The sequence below is a fragment of the Mycobacterium pseudoshottsii JCM 15466 genome (genome assembly GCF_003584745.1).
GTDB lineage: Bacteria > Actinomycetota > Actinomycetes > Mycobacteriales > Mycobacteriaceae > Mycobacterium > Mycobacterium marinum.
In genome coordinates, this window is record NZ_AP018410.1 from 2,493,325 (window position 1) to 2,511,008 (window position 17,684).

Sequence of the window (17,684 nt, forward strand, 5' to 3'; positions counted from 1 at the left end):
CGGGGCTAGCCCGACTTCAGCATGTTGCGCAGCACGTACTGCAGGATGCCGCCGTTGCGGTAGTAGTCGGCCTCACCCGGAGTGTCAATGCGCACCACCGCGTCGAACTCGATCGGGTCGGCACCGTCCTTGGTGGCCTTCACATGCACCGTCTTGGGAGTCTTGCCGGAGTTGAGCTCTTCAATACCGGTGACGTCGAAGGTCTCGGTGCCATCCAGGCCGAGTGACGATGCCGACTGCCCCGTGGGGAACTGCAGCGGAATGACGCCCATGCCGATCAAGTTGGAGCGGTGGATACGCTCGAACGACTCGGCGATCACCACCCGCACGCCCAGCAGCAGCGTTCCCTTGGCCGCCCAGTCGCGAGACGAACCGGAACCATATTCCTTGCCGCCCAGCACCACCAGCGGAATGTTCTGTGCCGCATAGTTTTGCGCCGCGTCGTAGATGAAGGCCTGCGGCGCGCCATCCTGGGTGAAGTCGCGGGTGTAGCCGCCGGAGACATCGTCGAGCAACTGGTTGCGCAACCGGATGTTGGCGAACGTGCCGCGAATCATCACCTCGTGGTTTCCGCGTCGCGACCCGAAGGAGTTGTAGTCCTTGCGTGCCACGCCGTGCTCGTCGAGGTACTGGGCGGCCGGGGTGCCCGGCTTGATTGCGCCGGCGGGGGAAATGTGGTCTGTGGTCACCGAGTCGCCAAGCAGCGCGAGCACCCGCGCGCCGGTGATGTCACTGACCGGAGCGGGGGCAGCGGCCATCCCCTCGAAGTACGGTGGCTTGCGCACGTAGGTCGAGCTCTGGTCCCAGTCAAAGGTGTTGCCGCTGGGGGTGGGCAGGTTGCGCCAGCGCTCGTCACCCTTGAACACGTCGGCGTAGTTCTTGGTGAACATCTCCTGGTTGATCGCCGAGGCGATGGTGTCGGCGACGTCTTGCTGCGACGGCCAGATGTCACGCAAGAAGACGTCTTTGCCTTCCTTGTCGGTGCCCAGCGGCTGGTTCTCGAAGTCGAAGTCCATGGTGCCGGCCAGCGCATAGGCGACGACCAACGGCGGCGAGGCCAGGTAGTTCATCTTGACGTCGGGGTTGATCCGGCCCTCGAAGTTCCGGTTGCCCGACAGCACCGCGGCCACCGAGAGGTCGTTGTCGTTGACGGCCTTCGAGATCTCTTCGGGCAGCGGCCCGGAGTTGCCGATGCACGTGGTGCAGCCGTAGCCGACCAGGAAGAAGCCCAACTTCTCCAGGTACGGCCACAACCCGGCCTTGTCGTAGTAGTCGTTGACCACCTGAGACCCGGGCGCCATGGTGGTCTTCACCCATGGCTTGGAGGTCAGCCCCTTGTCGACGGCGTTGCGGGCCAGCAGCGCGGCGCCCAGCATCACCTCGGGATTGGAGGTGTTGGTGCAGGAGGTGATCGCGGCGATCACCACCGCGCCGTGGTCGAGCACGAACTCGCCGAGTTCATCGGAGCGCACCCGCACGGGCTTGCTCACCCGGCCATCGGCGTGCGCGGCCGCGGAGTGGACGGCGGCGACATCGTCATTGGCGAAGGTCAGTTGCCCGGGGTTGCTGGCCGGGAAGGTTTCCTCCACTACCTCGTCCAGTTTCGAGTGCTGGTCGTGTGCGGAGGAGTCGTCGCTGACGTAGTGGGTGATCTGTTCGCGGAAGGTGCCTTTGGCCTCGGACAAGACGATTCGGTCCTGCGGGCGCTTGGGCCCGGCGATGGACGGCACCACGTCGGACAGGTTGAGTTCGAGGTACTCGGAGAACACCGGCTCGTGCTTGGGGTCGTGCCACATGCCCTGTTCCTTGGCATAGGCCGCAACCAGCGCCACCTGCTCAGCGGAGCGACCGGTCAACTCGAGGTACTTGATGGTCTCCTCGTCGATCGGGAAAATTGCTGCGGTGGAACCGAATTCGGGGCTCATGTTGCCCAGCGTGGCGCGGTTGGCCAATGGCACCTCGGCCACGCCCTCGCCGTAGAACTCGACGAACTTGCCGACGACGCCGTGCTTGCGCAGCATTTCGGTGACGGTGAGCACCACGTCGGTGGCCGTGACGCCGGGTTGGATCTCGCCGGTCAGCTTGAACCCGACCACCCGCGGGATCAGCATCGACACCGGCTGGCCGAGCATCGCCGCCTCGGCTTCGATGCCGCCCACGCCCCAGCCCAGCACGCCGAGGCCGTTGACCATGGTGGTGTGCGAGTCGGTGCCCACGCAGGTGTCGGGATATGCCACGCCGTCACGGTCCATCACCACGCTGGCCAAGTATTCGATGTTGACCTGGTGCACGATGCCGGTGCCGGGAGGCGCCACTTTGAAGTCGTCGAAAGCGCCTTGCCCCCAGCGCAAGAACTGGTAGCGCTCACCGTTGCGCTGGTATTCGATCTCGACGTTGCGCTCGAAGGCGTCGGCCCGACCGAACAGGTCGGCGATCACCGAGTGGTCGATCACCAGGTCGGCGGGGGCCAGCGGGTTGACCTTGTCGGGCTGGCCGCCGAGATCTCCGATGGCTTCACGCATGGTTGCCAGGTCGACGATGCACGGCACCCCGGTGAAGTCCTGCATCACAACGCGGGCGGGGGTGTACTGGATTTCGATGCTGGGTTCCGCTTGCGGGTCCCAGTTCGCAATGGCCTCGATGTGATCCTTGGTGATGTTGCTGCCGTCCTCGTTGCGCAGCAGGTTCTCGGCGAGCACTTTGAGGCTGTAGGGAAGCTTCTTGGTGTTTGGGACGGCGTCGAGACGATAGATCTGGTAACTCTTGTCGCCGACCTCGAGGGTGTTGCGGGCTCCGAACGAGTTCACAGAATCTTTGCTGGTCACATCAACTCCCAAGGATTAAATTCTCCCGCCAACGGGCCGTGTCGACGGGGCTTCAAATGCGCAAAGCAACATTAACAGTACGCTTGTCCTGCATTGCGTTGGCACTCGCACTGTCAGTCTTGTCGCGCGGGGCGCGTGGTGGAACCCCATTTTTCGACTCGACCGCGGGAGGTGGCCCCACGACCTGCCTACTGTCAGGCTAGGGTGGCCGCGCTAGCCGGAATTCACCCGGGTGGGACGGCATCATCCGGCCGTCCGGCGCGCGAGCCGAACCCGTGGGCCAACGCGGCAGAAAGGACGTCATGAGCGGACCAGAAACTATCCCGTTCCTGCCGGCCTACATCCCGCAGGACGTCGACATGGCGGCGGTCAAGGCCGAGGTCGCCGCGATCGGCGTCAGCGCTCCACCCGAGGCACTGCCCGGACTGGTAGAGGTGGTCAGCCAAGCGCAGCACGATGGAATCAATCTCAAGATCGTGCTGATCGACCACAACCCTCCCAACGACACCCCCCTGCGGGACATCGCGACCGTCGTCGGCGCCGACTACCCGGATGTGACGGTGCTAGCGCTGAGCCCGAGCTATGTCGGCAGCTACAGCAAGGAGTTCCCACGCGTCACCCTGGAGGCGGGGGAGGACCATTCCAAGACGGGCAACGCCGTCCAGTCCGCACAGAACTTTTTGAACGAGCTCGATACACCCGAGTTTCCCTGGACCGGGTTGACAATCTTTTTGTTGATTGGGGTGCTCGCGGCAGCGGTCGGAACCCGGTTCACGCAGCTGCGCGCCAGGCGATCAGCAACCTCTCCCGAGGTTGCCCAGGCGGTGGCCGAGCTGGCTGACCCAGGGGTTTAGCCAGCTAGAAGGGCATTTCTGGCATTTGCGCGGATCTACTCCGTCTGCCGGTGGCAAACGCGCTAGATAACCGTTCGGTCACATTAAACGCACGTAGCGGGCGCACTTTGTGACATACGTTTCCTTTGCGTCAAGTGTGACGTACGGTGCGAATGGTGATTGTGATGTTTTTGGCGCTTTCCGTACCAACAGGCGCCGTCCGTCCGGTTTAAGCCATAGGAGACCTGACCAATGAGACGGACCCGCCGTAGCTCAGCTTCGAGATCGGCAGCAAGACTTGTCCGACCGGCCATTCCTTCGGTGGTCAGTGTTGCCCTGCTGGTAACTGTTCCAGCGGTGGCCAATGCTGATTCCCGAACCGACTCCATCGCCGCGCTGATCGCCGACGTTGCACGGGCGAACCAGCGGCTGGACGACCTGAGTGCCGCCGTTGAGCTCGAGCAGGAGGGCGTCAACAAGGTGATGGTCGCCGTGGAGACGGCCCGGGATGAGGCCGCCTCCGCCGAGCACGAACTCGAGGCCAGCCAGCAAGCGGTCAAAGATGCCAATGCGGCCATCGCCGCGGCCCAACACCGGTTCGATACGTTCGCGGCCGCCACCTATATGAATGGCCCGTCGGACAGCTACCTGACCGCGACCAGTCCCGACGAGATCATCGCGGCGGCGACCGCCGCCAAGACCCTGGCCGCGAGTGCGCAGACCGTCATGGCGAATCTGGAGCGGGCGCGGACCCGGCAGGTCAACAAGGAATCGGCCTCGCGGCTGGCCAAGCAGAAGGCCGACAAGGCCGCCGAAGACGCCAAGACCAGCCAGGACGCGGCCGTGACGGCGCTCACCGATACCCAACGCAAGTTCGACCAACAGCGCGAGGAAGTCAATCGCCTGGCCGCCGAACGCGATGAAGCGGAAGCCAAGCTGCAGGCCGCCAGGCTGGTTGCCTGGTCCTCGGCTGGTGCAGAAGGTCCGCCGCCGGGGGCGATGTGGGATCCCGGGGCGAGACCGGGCAACGGGCGCCGGTGGGACGGCTGGGACCCCACGCTGCCTCAGATACCCAGTGCCAACATCCCCGGCGACCCGATCGCCGTGGTTAACCAGGTGTTGGGCATCTCGGCAACATCTGCGCAGGTCACGGCCAACATGGGGCGAAACTTCCTGCAGCAGTTGGGCATCCTCAAGCCCACCGACACCGGAATCACCAACGCCGCAACGGGCGCTACCCGGATTCCGCGGGTCTATGGGCGACAGGCCTCCGAATACGTGATCCGTCGCGGAATGGCGCGGATCGGAGTGCCCTACTCCTGGGGCGGCGGTAATGCTGCGGGACCCAGTAAAGGAATCGACTCCGGGGCGGGTATCACCGGCTTCGACTGTTCGGGCCTGGTGCTCTACTCGTTCGCCGGGGTGGGAATCAAGCTGCCGCACTACTCGGGTTCGCAGTACAACCTGGGCCGCAAGATCCCAACCTCGCAGATGCGCCGCGGCGACGTCATCTTCTACGGACCCGGCGGCAGCCAGCACGTCACCCTTTATCTGGGCAACGGTCAGATGCTCGAAGCCCCCGACATCGGGTTGAAAGTACGGGTTGCGCCGGTGCGCACCAGCGGCATGACGCCCTTCGTGGTCCGCTACATCGATTACTAGCACGATGAGTAGTTATCGAGGTCCCATGCGATACAAGCGATTTCGCCTACTCGGTCTGGCCTGGATAACCCTGGCGGTGGCAGCCCTGATGGTCGTGGTGTCAGCGCCGGCTGACGCCGATCCGGGCGGATGGGATCCCACCTTGCCGGCAACCGCCAGCGCGGGTGCACCCGGGGACGCGCTTGCCATGGCAAATGCTTCGCTGCAGGCCACCGCCCAGGCCACCCAGACCACTTTGGACTTGGGCCGGCAGTTTCTCGGCGGGTTCGGGATCAATCTGGGCGGTAGTCCCGCGCCCAGTGCGGCCAATACCGGAGCAAACCGGATCCCGCGGGTTTACGGCCGGCAGGCGCTCGAGTACGTGATCCGTCGGGGCGGATCGCAGATGGGGGTCCCGTATTCCTGGGGCGGCGGCAGCCTGCAGGGCCCCAGCAAGGGCGTCGACTCCGGTGCCAACACCGTCGGTTTCGACTGCTCGGGGTTGATGCGTTACGCCTTCGCCGGAGTGGGCGTGCTGATCCCACGCTATTCCGGTGACCAGTACAACGCCGGCCGGCATATTTCTCCTGATCAGGCGCGGCGCGGCGACCTGATCTTCTACGGCCCGGGGGGCAGCCAGCACGTGACCATGTATCTGGGCAACGGCCAAATGCTGGAGGCATCCGGAAGCGCGGGCAAAGTCACGGTGAGCCCGGTGCGCAAGGCCGGCATGACCCCCTTCGTGACTAGGATCATCGAGTACTGAGTCAGGTGTGCCGCCCGGTTAGCGGGCCCGGGCGCCTGAGGCGGAGCGGGGCGTGGTGCGCCGGTTACGGTTGCCGGTCGGCAACCGCGGCGTCGACGGAATCCAGGAGGCCTGGAATAGTTGAACGCGGGCACGTCGCTGCCCCGCGAATTTAGTCGTGTCAGCAGTCGTGTCTGATCGAGCGGTGGAGGGTTGTTGATGACATCAGCAGGTGGCGGTTACTCGGGTCCGGGTGGGCATTCGGCCCCACCGGCCCATGAGGCGCCTTCGGGTGGCCCGGACGGGCTGGCCGCCGAGGTACACACCCTCGAGCGGGCAATTTTCGAGGTCAAGCGGATCATCGTCGGCCAGGACCAGCTGGTGGAGCGGATGCTGGTCGGCCTGCTGGCCAAAGGGCATGTGCTGCTCGAGGGTGTTCCCGGGGTAGCCAAGACGCTGGCGGTGGAGACCTTCGCCCGAGTGGTCGGCGGGTCGTTCGCGCGTATCCAGTTCACGCCCGACCTGGTGCCGACCGACATCGTCGGTACCCGTATCTACCGGCAGGGCAAGGAGGAGTTCGACACCGAACTGGGCCCCGTGGTGGCCAACTTCCTGCTTGCCGACGAGATCAACCGGGCGCCGGCAAAGGTCCAGTCGGCTCTGCTGGAGGTCATGGCCGAGCGGCACGTGTCGATCGGCGGGAAGACCTTCCCGATGCCCAACCCTTTCCTGGTGATGGCGACCCAGAACCCGATCGAGCAGGAGGGTGTCTACCCGCTGCCCGAGGCGCAGCGCGACCGCTTCCTGTTCAAGATCAACGTCGGTTACCCGACACCCGAGGAAGAGCGGGAGATCATTTACCGGATGGGCGTCACCCCGCCGCAGCCCAAGCAAATCCTGGGCACCGGTGACCTATTGCGGCTCCAGGACATCGCCGCCAACAACTTCGTACACCACGCTTTGGTCGACTACGTCGTCCGCGTGGTGATGGCAACGCGCCAGCCCGAGCAGCTGGGCATGAACGATGTCAAGACCTGGATCGCGTTCGGTGCTTCACCGCGCGCGTCGCTGGGCATCATCGCCGCGTCCCGGGCGCTGGCGCTGGTCCGGGGCCGTGATTACGTGATCCCGCAAGACATTATCGAGGTGGTTCCCGACGTGCTGCGGCACCGCCTGGTGCTGACCTACGACGCACTGGTCGACGAGATTTCGCCTGAGATCGTGATCAACCGGGTCCTGCAGACGGTTGCCCTGCCGCAGGTGAATGCGGTACCGCAGCAAGGTCATTCGGTGCCGCCGGTGATGCAGGCCGCCGCGGCGGCTGGCGGTCGGTGAGCGATTCGGTCCCGGTGGCTCAAGAGGCGGTTGGGCCACGTGTCGTCAACCCGCCGTCGATGCAGCGCGGGGACATCAATGACCCCAAGCTGGCGGCGGCGCTGAAAACGCTCGAGCTGGCCGTCCGCCACAAGCTGGACGGCGTGCTGCATGGCGACTACCTGGGCCTGCTCCCGGGGCCGGGGAGCGAGCCGGGCGAATCCCGCATCTACCAGCCCGGCGACGACGTACGGCGGATGGACTGGTCGGTTACCGCCCGTACCACCACACCGCACGTACGGCAGATGATTGCCGACCGGGAGTTGGAGACCTGGTTGGTGGTCGACATGTCGGCCAGCCTGGACTTCGGTACCGCCGTGTGCGAGAAGCGTGACCTTGCGGTAGCGGCGGCCGCGGCCATCTCGTTCCTCAACAGCGGTGGCGGCAACCGGCTTGGCGCCCTGATTTCCAACGGCGCCACGCTCACTCGGGTGCCGGCGCGATCCGGGCGCCAGCATCTGCAGACGATGTTGCGCACCATCGCGACCACACCCAAGACGCCGGTCGGGGTGCGCGGCGACTTGGCCGTCGCCATCGATGCGCTGCGCCGTCCGGAGCGCCGTCGCGGGATGGCGGTGATCATCAGCGACTTCCTGGGGCCGATCAATTGGATGCGCCCGCTGCGGGCGATTTCAGCTCGGCACGAGGTGCTGGCCATCGAAGTGCTCGATCCACGCGATGTCGAACTGCCCGACATCGGCGACGTGGTGCTGCAAGACGCCGAAACCGGGGTGACCCGTGAGTTCACCATCGATGCCCAGCTGCAGAACGACTTCGCCCGGGCGGCCGCGGCGCACCGGGCCGACGTGGTCCGCACCATCCGCGGTTGCGGGGCACCGGTCATGTCGCTTCGCACCGACCGCGATTGGATCGCCGACATCGTCCGTTTCGTCACCTCCCGCCGGCGTGGGGCAATCGCGGGGCGCCGGTGACACCAACGCTCATGCACGTTGAGACAGGTCTGTTATGACATTGCCGTTGCTGGGGCCGATGACGCTGTCCGGCTTTGCACACTCTTGGTTCTTCCTATTCCTCTTGGTCGTCGCCGGGTTGATCGCGGTCTACGTCGTGCTGCAACTGGCGCGCCAGAAGCGGATGCTGCGGTTCGCCAACATGGAGCTGCTGGAGAGCGTGGCCCCCCAGCGGCCCTCGCGCTACCGTCACATTCCGGCGATGCTGCTGGCCCTATCGTTGGTGCTGTTCACCGTCGCCATGGCCGGGCCGACGCACGACGTCCGGATTCCACGCAACCGCGCGGTGGTCATGCTGGTGATCGACGTATCGCAGTCGATGCGGGCCACCGACGTCGAGCCCAACCGCATGGTCGCGGCCCAAGAGGCCGCCAAACAGTTCGCCGACGAGCTGACCCCCGGGATCAACCTTGGGCTGATCGCATACGCCGGCACCGCGACGGTCCTGGTCTCGCCGACGACCAATCGGGAGGCGACCAAGGCCGCGCTCGACAAGCTGCAGTTCGCCGACCGCACCGCCACCGGGGAAGCGATCTTCACGGCCCTGCAGGCCATCGCCACCGTCGGAGCGGTGATCGGTGGTGGTGACAGACCACCGCCGGCTCGCATCGTGCTGTTCTCCGACGGCAAGGAGACGATGCCGACCAATCCGGACAACCCCAAGGGCGCCTATACCGCCGCACGCACGGCCAAGGACCAGGGTGTTCCGATCTCGACGATCTCCTTCGGCACCCCCTACGGCTTTGTCGAGATCAACGATCAGCGCCAGCCGGTGCCCGTCGACGACGAGACGATGAAGAAAGTTGCCCAGCTCTCCGGCGGAAACTCCTACAACGCCGCGACCCTGGCCGAGTTGAACTCGGTCTACGCCTCGCTGCAGCAGCAGATCGGGTACGAGACGATCAGAGGCGACGCCAGCATGGGTTGGCTGCGTCTGGGCGCGCTCGTCTTGGTGGCAGCGGCGCTGGCCGCGCTGCTCATCAACCGCCGGTTGCCGACCTAGCTCTGGCGCGCGAACGTAGCGCAGGGCACAATCCGGGGCAGAAAATGCGCCGGGGCGTCTCGTTGGCGACCAGCCGGTTACAGGCTTGCGGTGGTGAGGCGCTAGGTTGGCGGGGTGACTGATACGGCCACCGAGCAAAACACCGAAAGTGCCGCCGACGGCGGCAAACCCGCATTCGTATCCCGCTCAGTCCTGGTGACGGGCGGAAACCGGGGGATAGGTCTGGCGATCGCGCAGCGACTGGCCACCGATGGTCACAGGGTGGCCGTCACGCACCGCGGATCCGGGGCTCCCGAGGGGCTGTTCGGCGTCGAGTGTGACGTCACCGACAACGACGCCGTCGACCGTGCGTTCAAAGAGGTCGAGGAGCACCAGGGCCCGGTCGAGGTGCTGGTGTCCAACGCCGGCCTGTCCGCGGACGCCTTTCTCATTCGGATGACCGAGGAGAGGTTCGAAAAGGTTATCGATGCCAACCTCACCGGGGCATTCCGGGTGGCTCAGCGCGCATCTCGCAGCATGCAGCGCAAGAAGTTCGGCCGGCTGATCTTCATCGGTTCGGTCTCCGGTAGCTGGGGGATTGGCAACCAGGCCAATTACGCCGCCTCCAAGGCAGGCGTGATCGGGATGGCGCGCTCGATCGCCCGCGAGCTGTCGAAGGTCAATGTGACCGCCAATGTGGTGGCGCCGGGCTACATCGACACCGATATGACCCGCGCGCTGGATGAGCGGATTCAGGAGGGGGCGCTGCAGTTCATCCCGGCCAAGCGGGTCGGCACCGCCGCCGAGGTCGCCGGGGTGGTCAGCTTTCTGGCCTCCGAGGATGCGAGCTACATCTCCGGTGCGGTCATCCCCGTCGATGGCGGCATGGGTATGGGCCACTGAGTCCACCCATGAGGCGAAGGCTTCGGCCACGACCTGAAGGAATCACGACCTAACCGAACCACAACACGAAGGACGGACATGGCAGGACTGCTGGAAGGCAAACGGATCCTGGTCTCCGGGATCATCACCGACTCCTCGATCGCGTTTCACATCGCCCGGGTGGCCCAGGAACAGGGTGCCCAACTGGTGTTGACCGGTTTCGACCGGATGCGGCTGATCCAGCGCATCGTGGACCGGTTGCCGCAGAAGGCTCCGCTGATCGAACTCGACGTGCAAAACGAAGATCATCTGGCCAGCCTGGCGGGTCGGGTCACCGAGGTGATCGGGGAGGGCAACAACCTCGACGGCGTGGTGCACTCGATCGGCTTCATGCCGCAAAGCGGAATGGGCATCAACCCGTTCTTTGATGCGCCCTACGAGGACGTCTCCAAGGGCATCCACATCTCCGCGTATTCCTATGCTTCGCTGGCCAAGGCGCTGCTGCCGATCATGAATCCCGGCGGTTCCATCGTCGGTATGGACTTCGATCCCACTCGGGCGATGCCGGCCTATAACTGGATGACGGTTGCCAAGAGTGCGCTGGAGTCGGTCAACCGCTTTGTCGCGCGCGAGGCTGGCAAGTATGGCGTTCGTTCGAATCTGGTTGCAGCAGGACCGATCCGGACCCTGGCAATGAGCGCGATCGTCGGCGGTGCGCTCGGCGAGGAAGCCGGCGCACAGATTCAGCTGCTCGAAGATGGCTGGGATCAACGAGCTCCGGTCGGATGGAACATGAAGGACCCCACGCCGGTCGCCAAGACGGTGTGTGCGGTGCTGTCCGAATGGCTCCCGGCGACCACGGGCGACATCATCTTCGCCGATGGTGGCGCACACACTCAATTGCTGTAGCGGGCAATGGAATTTGATGCCGTCCTGCTGCTGTCCTTCGGCGGGCCGGAAGGTCCGGAGCAGGTGCGGCCGTTCCTGGAGAACGTGACCCGCGGCCGCGGAGTGCCGCCCGAGCGGCTCGACGCGGTGGCGGAGCACTATATGCATTTCGGCGGGGTGTCGCCGATCAACGGCATCAACCGGGCGCTAGTCACCGAGCTGCGCGCCGAAGTTGGCCTGCCAGTGTATTTCGGCAACCGCAACTGGGAGCCCTACGTCGAGGACACCGTTATGGCGATGCGTGACAACGGTGTTAAACGAGCGGCGGTTTTCGCCACCTCGGCCTGGAGCGGGTATTCCGGCTGCACTCAGTACGTCGAGGACATTGCCCGAGCGCGTCGGGCCGCCGGGCCGGATGCACCCGAACTGGTGAAGCTCAGAAGCTATTTCGATCATCCGTTGTTTGTCGAGATGTTCGCCGATGCCATTGCGGCTGCTGCGGCAACGGTGCCGAAAGGCGCCCGCTTGGTGTTTACCGCGCACTCGATTCCGGTGGCCGCGGATCGGCGCTGTGGGCCCGGGCTCTACAGTCGCCAAGTTGCCTATGCCGCAAGCCTGGTCGCCGCGGCGGCGGGATATGACGACTACGATCTGGCCTGGCAGTCGAGATCAGGACCGCCCCAGGTTCCGTGGCTCGAGCCCGATGTCGCTGACCATCTCGAGATGCTGCGCGCCGGCGGGGTCAAAGCCGTGATCGTCTGTCCCATTGGATTTGTCGCCGATCACATCGAAGTGGTGTGGGATCTCGACGCTGAGTTGCGGGCTCAGGCGCAGGATGCCGGGATCGCACTTGCCCGGGCCGCCACGCCGAATGCCGATCGCCGATTCGCGCGGCTGGCCCGGGGCTTGATCGAGGAACTTCGCAGCGGTGGTGAGCCGGCGCGAGTCGGCGGCCCGGATCCCGTGTCCGGATGTCTGGCCGGCGTCAACGGCGAGCCGTGCCGCCCACCACATTGCGCCGCGCGGGAAACAGCACCTCAGGGGGCCTGATTGCGGTCAGTCAGACCAGGCTGAGTGCAGGATCGCGCTGATCGCGGCCATCCGTGCCGAACGCACCACGGCGTTGAGCGGCCGCAGCGCGTCGGTGGCGATCTGAACCTCCGACGACGATTGCGTTCCCACCGGCTCCAGCCCGGCCACCATCCGGTGTGCCATGTGTTCCGGGGCGGAGTCGGGCAGTCGGCTGAGCCCGGAACTGACTGCGATGATCGCGTCGACATGGGCGGCGTTCTCCAGCACCCGCAGCGCTCTCGACGGTGCGTGGTCGGGGATGCGGTGTTGCCGTGATGATTCCAGCATCTGCTCAACCAAACCGCGTGGATTGGCCACGTCGCTGGCTGCCGATCCCAATCCGATGGCACTCAATGCGTCGGCAGCTGAACGCACAGCCGAACGCAGTGCATATTCGGCGTCGGCGAGTTCGTAGTGATCGAAGGCCGGGGCTCCCGGTAGCGAGTACACCGTCCAGGCCAGTGCAGACAATTCGGGTGTCCCCGTCTCGTCATCTGCGGCTTCATCCGCATCGCTGTAAGAGAACTCAGGGACCAGTCCGATAGCGGTGCCGGGATCATCGGGATTGCTGACGATCAGCGCTTCGCCGGAGGCCAGCGCGCCACGCGCGAATTGCGTTCCAGCCGAAAGTCCCCGTACATCACCCGGTACCGGCAGCACCACGTTGATGGTCCCGAACAACCCGTCGGGCGTCGGCGGCGCCGCCGCCGTCGACCTGCCCATCGCGGCACGCAGTGTCTGCAGCAGCGACACCGTACCCACATTGTGCACGTCCGGCCACGGCAATCCGGTATGGCCCGCCGCGACGGCATCATACGCGGTAGCCGATTGTGTTGGCGCCCAGAGTGATAACGCGTCCAAAAGATCGTCGGGCGCGGCCTTGCCCGCGAGCCAGGCATTGGCCCACATCGACAGCGAAACACTCGGACACCACATGGTCTCGCAGTGTAGTTGTTCGCCGCGGCTAAGGCGGATCACGCGTATCCTGTGGCCATGCCTGTCGCGCTGATCTGGCTGATTGCAGCGTTGGTGCTCGCCGGAGCCGAGGCGTTGACAGGCGACATGTTTTTGCTGATGCCCAGTGGTGGCGCTTTGGCTGCTTCGGGAATCAGCTGGCTGACGGACTGGCCGCTGTGGGCCGATGGGGCGGTTTTCCTCATCGTTTCGGTTTTGCTGCTTGCCCTGGTTCGGCCCGCGCTGCGGCGTAAGCTGGCTCCCGCCAAAGCCCTGCAGCTGGGGATCAAGGCGCTCGAGGGCAAGAACGCGCTGGTGCTGGATCGGGTTGCTCGCGACAACGGGCAGGTGAAAATTGAGGGCGAGGTGTGGACGGCGCGCCCGCTGAACGACGGCGATGTGTTTGAGCCGGGTGATTCGGTGACGGTAGTGCACATCGAGGGTGCTACCGCGGTGGTCTTCAGGGACGTATAGCGATTCGAGAGAGGTATGCCAATGGACGATGCGGTTGTTGGCCTGGTGTTTTTAGCTGTTCTGGTGATATTCGCCATCATCGTGGTCGCCAAGTCGGTTGCGCTGATCCCTCAGGCTGAGGCCGCCGTGATCGAACGGCTGGGTCGATACAGCCGCACGGTCAGTGGTCAGCTGACGTTGCTGGTGCCATTCATTGATCGCGTCCGCGCCCGCGTGGATCTGCGCGAGCGGGTGGTGTCCTTTCCGCCGCAGCCGGTGATCACCGAGGACAACCTGACGCTCAACATCGACACCGTGGTGTATTTCCAGGTGACGGTTCCGCAGGCCGCGGTGTATGAGATCAGCAACTACATCGTGGGCGTCGAACAGCTCGCCACGACGACTCTGCGTAACGTCGTCGGCGGGATGACGCTCGAGCAGACGCTGACCTCTCGTGACCAGATCAATGGCCAGTTGCGCGGGGTGCTCGACGAGGCGACCGGCCGTTGGGGCCTGCGGGTGGCGCGCGTCGAACTGCGCAGCATCGACCCACCGCCGTCCATTCAAGCGTCGATGGAAAAGCAGATGAAGGCCGACCGGGAGAAGCGCGCGATGATCCTGACCGCCGAAGGCACCCGGGAGGCGGCCATCAAACAAGCCGAAGGGCAGAAGCAGTCCCAGATCCTGGCGGCCGAGGGCGCCAAGCAGGCCGCGATCCTGGCAGCTGAGGCAGACCGGCAATCACGGATGCTGCGTGCTCAGGGTGAACGCGCCGCGGCCTACTTGCGGGCGCAGGGTGAGGCCAAGGCCATCCAGAAGACATTCGCCGCGATCAAGGCCGGGCGGCCCACCCCGGAGATGCTGGCCTACCAGTATCTGCAGACGCTGCCGGAGATGGCGCGCGGCGACGCCAACAAGGTCTGGGTGGTGCCCAGCGACTTCAACGCGGCGCTGCAAGGTTTCACCAGAATGTTGGGTAAGCCGGGGGAGGACGGGGTGTTCCGCTTCGAGGCCTCCCCGGTCGAGGACCTGCCCAAGCATGCGACAGACGGCGACGACGACGAAGTCTCGGATTGGTTCTCCACCCAGGGCTCCGGCGTTGTTGATTAGCAGGCTTGTGAGCTGGGGAATTGTGGATTGAGGAGGTCTAGGCGGCGGTTGGCGGTCAAAGCGGTGATCCGGCAGGCTTCGGCGATGTTGTCGGCGCCGTTGAGGCGGTGCAGATTGATCGCGGTGTTGCGTAGCGTTGCTAGGACCTGTGCGCCGTTTCCGGTATGTGCCCTTTGACGGTCTTCGTCGAAGGTGACGTCGCGTATCCAGTGCAGGCTGTTCTCGATTCCCCAGTGTTGACGCATCCAGGTCATGATCGCGGTAGGGCGGGCGTGCTCGAACGGCAGGCTGCAGATGGCATAGACCACCTCCACGCTGCGCTGGTCGGTGGCGGTGATCAAGCGTTCACGAGTGATCCGGATGATTTGTTTTGCGTAGGGGAAGCCGATTCCTCGTGCAGCGGTGATGATTTGCGGGGTGCGGGTCTCGACACGGCCGTGGCCGCGGGAGTCGTCGGTAGCGGCTGCGGGCACCTCGGCCCAGGGCAGCGCGGTGATACGCGCAAGTATTTTGGCTTGGTTGGACTTGACGATCATCAGGTAGTGCGACTTCAAGGTGGCGCAGATCAACTTCGCGGTGACGACCTGGGTATGCATCGCATCCACGGTGACCAGCCACCGCAAGCTACCCGGCAGCAGCGTGAGCAGGGCACGTACGCAGGGAATTTCATTGCTTTTCTCGGCGACAGCGAGTTGACCGAGCACCAATCGGGCACGGTGGGCGAACACCGACACGAGATGCGTGGCTGTCGCTTTGGCGCGTAAAGCACCACGCAGCATCTTGCCGTCCAACGCGATCGGCACCAATCCACTGGGGTCGCTGCTGGCCACGTGTGCAGTGAAGTAACTGCCCATCCTGGCGTTGAGGTCGGCGGGGTCTAGCCGAGACAAAACAGCGCGGAAGGTCTTCTCACTGGGCCGCCGGAACCGGACCCCTAATTGGGCCAACACATCATCGGGAGCGGTGGCCGCCCATGTGGCAAAACCAGCATAGCCGCGCATCCCCGCGGCAGTGGCCAGAACCGCGATCGCCAACAAAGCCATCAGCGAATACCTCCGACCGCGTGGGCCCCTCGGGTCTGGCACCGAGGCCAACACATCGAGAAACTCCGATCCGATGAGCTCGCTGCGCTCACCAGGACTCCAGCAGTCGAACACCTCTGGAACCGACGACACAGGCAATACTGAAACGGTAGGCACGGGCAACTCCAGACCAACGACGAACAGTAACCAACTCGATCGTTCTCCAGATAGCCCGTGCCTACACTCCGGCCCCAATAGCGCGGCACCAAAGATCATCAACCCAGCTCACAAGCCTGCTAATCAACAACGCCGGAGCCCTGGTTCTCCACCGAAACCGACCCGGCGATCGCGCAAGCGGTCGCCAAGGCCGAGGCCATAGCGCGCAAGCCCGTGGAGGGCCCAGTGGGCTCGCCGCCCGAACTGGGGCCATACAACCGATGAGCGTCGTGACGTCACCGAAGGCCTATGCGGTGCTGGGCGCGTTCCAGGCCGGAGATGCCGTGGCGTGCGCGATTCCGTTGCCCCCGATCGCCAAGATCCTCGATGACCTGGGCGTTCCCGAAGCGGTGCGCCCGGTTTTTCCGCTAGTCAAGGCCGCCGCGGCGGTCGGTCTGTTCTCGGTCACCCGATTTCCCGCCTTGGCCAGGCTGACCACAGCGATGTTGACCCTATATTTCGTGCTGGCTGTGGCGGCCCACGTTCGGGTGCGGGACAAGATCGTCAACATCATCCCCGCGGCCTCGTTTCTGGCCACCTTCGCGGTAATGGCGGTCAAAGGGCCCGACCAGGCTTAGTCGAGGCGCAGTTCCACCATCGGCAGTGCCGTGTCGGTGTCGGTGATCGGGCCGCCGAGCGTTTCCTCGATCACCTGCTTGAGGTTCTCCCACGCCGCCGGGTGGTGGCTGCGGTAGGAGGCCAGCGCCTGGTCGGCTTCGGCTTGTTCGAGAACGCGTGCGGTGGCGGGTGCGGCGCGGTGGCTGCCGACGTAGACCCGAACCCGGGGGTTGGCCACGATATTGCGGTACCACTGGGAGTTCTTCCCGAACCCGGAAGCGATGACGTAGGTGTCCGGCGCCGGGTGATCGACGACCTCCAGCACGGCATTGCGCGGCGTGCCGGATTTGCGGCCGATGTGTTCGAGCATCAGCATCCGCGACCCGAAAACGGCGCCTGCCCGCGCCCGATAAATCCAGATGGGCGCGCGCATGAGCGTGCGGGAGCGCATCAGCCGTGCGCCGGTCTTGGCTACTAGTGACATCCTTGCCTCCATTTCCTCTTCTTCTTGCTGCGTCAATCGCTGACCAGGCCGTCGCGATAGACGGCGAACACCTCGCCGGCCCAGCGCCGCATTCCGGCGTCGGTGAGCGGATCGACACCGAGGACTTCGATGAGCCGTGGCCGCAGTGTCAGCAACGCTAGATCGTTGACCAGCAAGAACGCCGCCCGCACCGCCGGATCGGCACCAGGACTGGCAGTTCCCGCGGCAACCATCGCGTTCAGCGTGTCTTGGCTGAGCCGGAACAGCCGCGCGAACAACCCTGGTCCGGCCGTACCGCCGCTAATCAACATTCGGCTCAGGTATGCCGGGACCGCTGAGTCGGGCGGTAGGTGCGTGGCGAGGCCGTCGAGCAGGCCTCCCACGGCGGCCTGGCCGAGCCCGACGGCCTCGGTTTTTCGGGTGGCTTCGGTCAGCAGCACTTCAAATATGGCGATGACGGGGTTGTCGACGGCCTCGATCAGCCCGTCTTTGGAGCCGTAGTGGCGGATGAGCAAAGCGGGCGAGACCCCCGCGGCGGTCGCGATGTCTCGCATGGTGACCGCGCTCGGCGAATAGTCGCAGTGCCTCGTCGCGGATCCTTGCCCGCGCGGTTCGATCATCGGTCGCTAAATGCACGTTTACAATTGTAAACAATTGTTTATCAGTTGGTGCGCC

The 17,684-nt window shown here is 64.9% G+C and carries 15 protein-coding genes and 3 pseudogenes; 13 read left to right on the forward strand and 5 right to left on the reverse strand.

Translation table 11 applies throughout. The annotated features are described in order from the left end of the window. Positions 1-5 precede the first annotated feature (5 nt). Positions 6-2,825, reverse strand: coding sequence for an aconitate hydratase (locus tag MPSD_RS11380; protein ID WP_086085649.1), 2,820 nt, complete (start codon positions 2,823-2,825; stop codon positions 6-8). Positions 2,826-3,127: 302 nt separating this feature from the next. Here MPSD_RS11380 and MPSD_RS11385 point away from each other — a divergent pair, with 302 nt between their 5' ends. The 9 genes from MPSD_RS11385 (at position 3,128) to MPSD_RS11425 (ending at position 12,191) form a co-directional block, all read left to right on the forward strand. Then, positions 3,128-3,679, forward strand: a complete 552-nt coding sequence (locus tag MPSD_RS11385) for an Rv1476 family membrane protein (protein WP_020787790.1) — start codon at positions 3,128-3,130, stop codon at positions 3,677-3,679. Positions 3,680-3,910: 231 nt separating this feature from the next. Beyond that, entirely contained in the window at positions 3,911-5,320 is a 1,410-nt protein-coding gene (gene ripA / locus MPSD_RS11390) for an NlpC/P60 family peptidoglycan endopeptidase RipA (RefSeq protein ID WP_036426688.1), read from the forward strand. 25 nt (positions 5,321-5,345) lie between these two features. After that, the gene (gene ripB / locus MPSD_RS11395) at positions 5,346-6,065 is read left to right on the forward strand and encodes an NlpC/P60 family peptidoglycan endopeptidase RipB (protein ID WP_020787788.1); all 720 of its coding nucleotides are present in this window, start codon (positions 5,346-5,348) and stop codon (positions 6,063-6,065) included. Positions 6,066-6,263: 198 nt separating this feature from the next. Continuing rightward, complete coding sequence (gene moxR1 / locus MPSD_RS11400; protein WP_086085648.1) at positions 6,264-7,379, forward strand: chaperone MoxR1; 1,116 nt, start codon at positions 6,264-6,266, stop codon at positions 7,377-7,379. A gap of 59 nt (positions 7,380-7,438) precedes the next feature. After that, positions 7,439-8,350, forward strand: coding sequence for a DUF58 domain-containing protein (locus tag MPSD_RS11405; protein ID WP_051153799.1), 912 nt, complete (start codon positions 7,439-7,441; stop codon positions 8,348-8,350). 34 nt (positions 8,351-8,384) lie between these two features. After that, positions 8,385-9,392 carry a VWA domain-containing protein gene (locus tag MPSD_RS11410; protein WP_086085647.1) on the forward strand — a complete coding sequence of 336 codons (1,008 nt, stop codon included), beginning with the start codon at positions 8,385-8,387 and terminating at the stop codon, positions 9,390-9,392. Positions 9,393-9,506: 114 nt separating this feature from the next. Continuing rightward, the gene (fabG1, locus tag MPSD_RS11415) at positions 9,507-10,274 is read left to right on the forward strand and encodes a 3-oxoacyl-ACP reductase FabG1 (RefSeq protein ID WP_011739633.1); all 768 of its coding nucleotides are present in this window, start codon (positions 9,507-9,509) and stop codon (positions 10,272-10,274) included. Positions 10,275-10,352: 78 nt separating this feature from the next. Continuing rightward, the gene (gene inhA / locus MPSD_RS11420) at positions 10,353-11,162 is read left to right on the forward strand and encodes an NADH-dependent enoyl-ACP reductase InhA (RefSeq protein WP_015356077.1); all 810 of its coding nucleotides are present in this window, start codon (positions 10,353-10,355) and stop codon (positions 11,160-11,162) included. 6 nt (positions 11,163-11,168) lie between these two features. Next, positions 11,169-12,191, forward strand: a complete 1,023-nt coding sequence (locus tag MPSD_RS11425; RefSeq protein WP_020724996.1) for a ferrochelatase — start codon at positions 11,169-11,171, stop codon at positions 12,189-12,191. Positions 12,192-12,197: 6 nt separating this feature from the next. Here the strand turns inward: MPSD_RS11425 and MPSD_RS11430 are convergent, their stop codons facing one another. Beyond that, a complete protein-coding gene (locus MPSD_RS11430) occupies positions 12,198-13,148 on the reverse strand; it encodes a hypothetical protein (protein WP_086085655.1) in 951 nt (316 codons plus the stop codon). A 57-nt stretch (positions 13,149-13,205) separates the two neighbouring features. On the opposite strand from MPSD_RS11430, the gene MPSD_RS11435 reads away from it, so the two are divergent. Together MPSD_RS11435 and MPSD_RS11440 are read left to right on the forward strand one after the other, a co-directional pair. Further along, positions 13,206-13,640, forward strand: a complete 435-nt coding sequence (locus tag MPSD_RS11435) for an NfeD family protein (protein ID WP_086085654.1) — start codon at positions 13,206-13,208, stop codon at positions 13,638-13,640. A gap of 21 nt (positions 13,641-13,661) precedes the next feature. Next, positions 13,662-14,705: pseudogene (locus MPSD_RS11440) on the forward strand (SPFH domain-containing protein); the annotation flags it as partial. A 20-nt stretch (positions 14,706-14,725) separates the two neighbouring features. Here the strand turns inward: MPSD_RS11440 and MPSD_RS11445 are convergent. Further along, positions 14,726-15,928 (reverse strand): ISAs1-like element IS2404/ISMul1 family transposase, encoded by a 1,203-nt coding sequence (locus MPSD_RS11445; protein WP_420811901.1) that lies wholly within the window; start codon positions 15,926-15,928, stop codon positions 14,726-14,728. 141 nt (positions 15,929-16,069) lie between these two features. Here MPSD_RS11445 and MPSD_RS30775 point away from each other — a divergent pair. Next, positions 16,070-16,192 (forward strand): annotated as a pseudogene (locus tag MPSD_RS30775) (SPFH domain-containing protein); the annotation flags it as partial. After that, a complete protein-coding gene (locus MPSD_RS11460) occupies positions 16,189-16,545 on the forward strand; it encodes a DoxX family protein (RefSeq protein ID WP_020787784.1) in 357 nt (118 codons plus the stop codon). The pseudogene MPSD_RS30775 and the gene MPSD_RS11460, both read left to right, overlap by 4 nt. Here MPSD_RS11460 and MPSD_RS11465 read toward each other — a convergent pair. Together MPSD_RS11465 and MPSD_RS11470 are read right to left on the reverse strand one after the other, a co-directional pair. Then, complete coding sequence (locus MPSD_RS11465) at positions 16,542-17,009, reverse strand: nitroreductase family deazaflavin-dependent oxidoreductase (RefSeq protein ID WP_020787783.1); 468 nt, start codon at positions 17,007-17,009, stop codon at positions 16,542-16,544. The two genes, MPSD_RS11460 and MPSD_RS11465, sit on opposite strands and share 4 nt — an antisense overlap. A 32-nt stretch (positions 17,010-17,041) precedes the next feature. Beyond that, positions 17,042-17,645 (reverse strand): annotated as a pseudogene (locus MPSD_RS11470) (TetR/AcrR family transcriptional regulator). Positions 17,646-17,684: the final 39 nt, after the last annotated feature.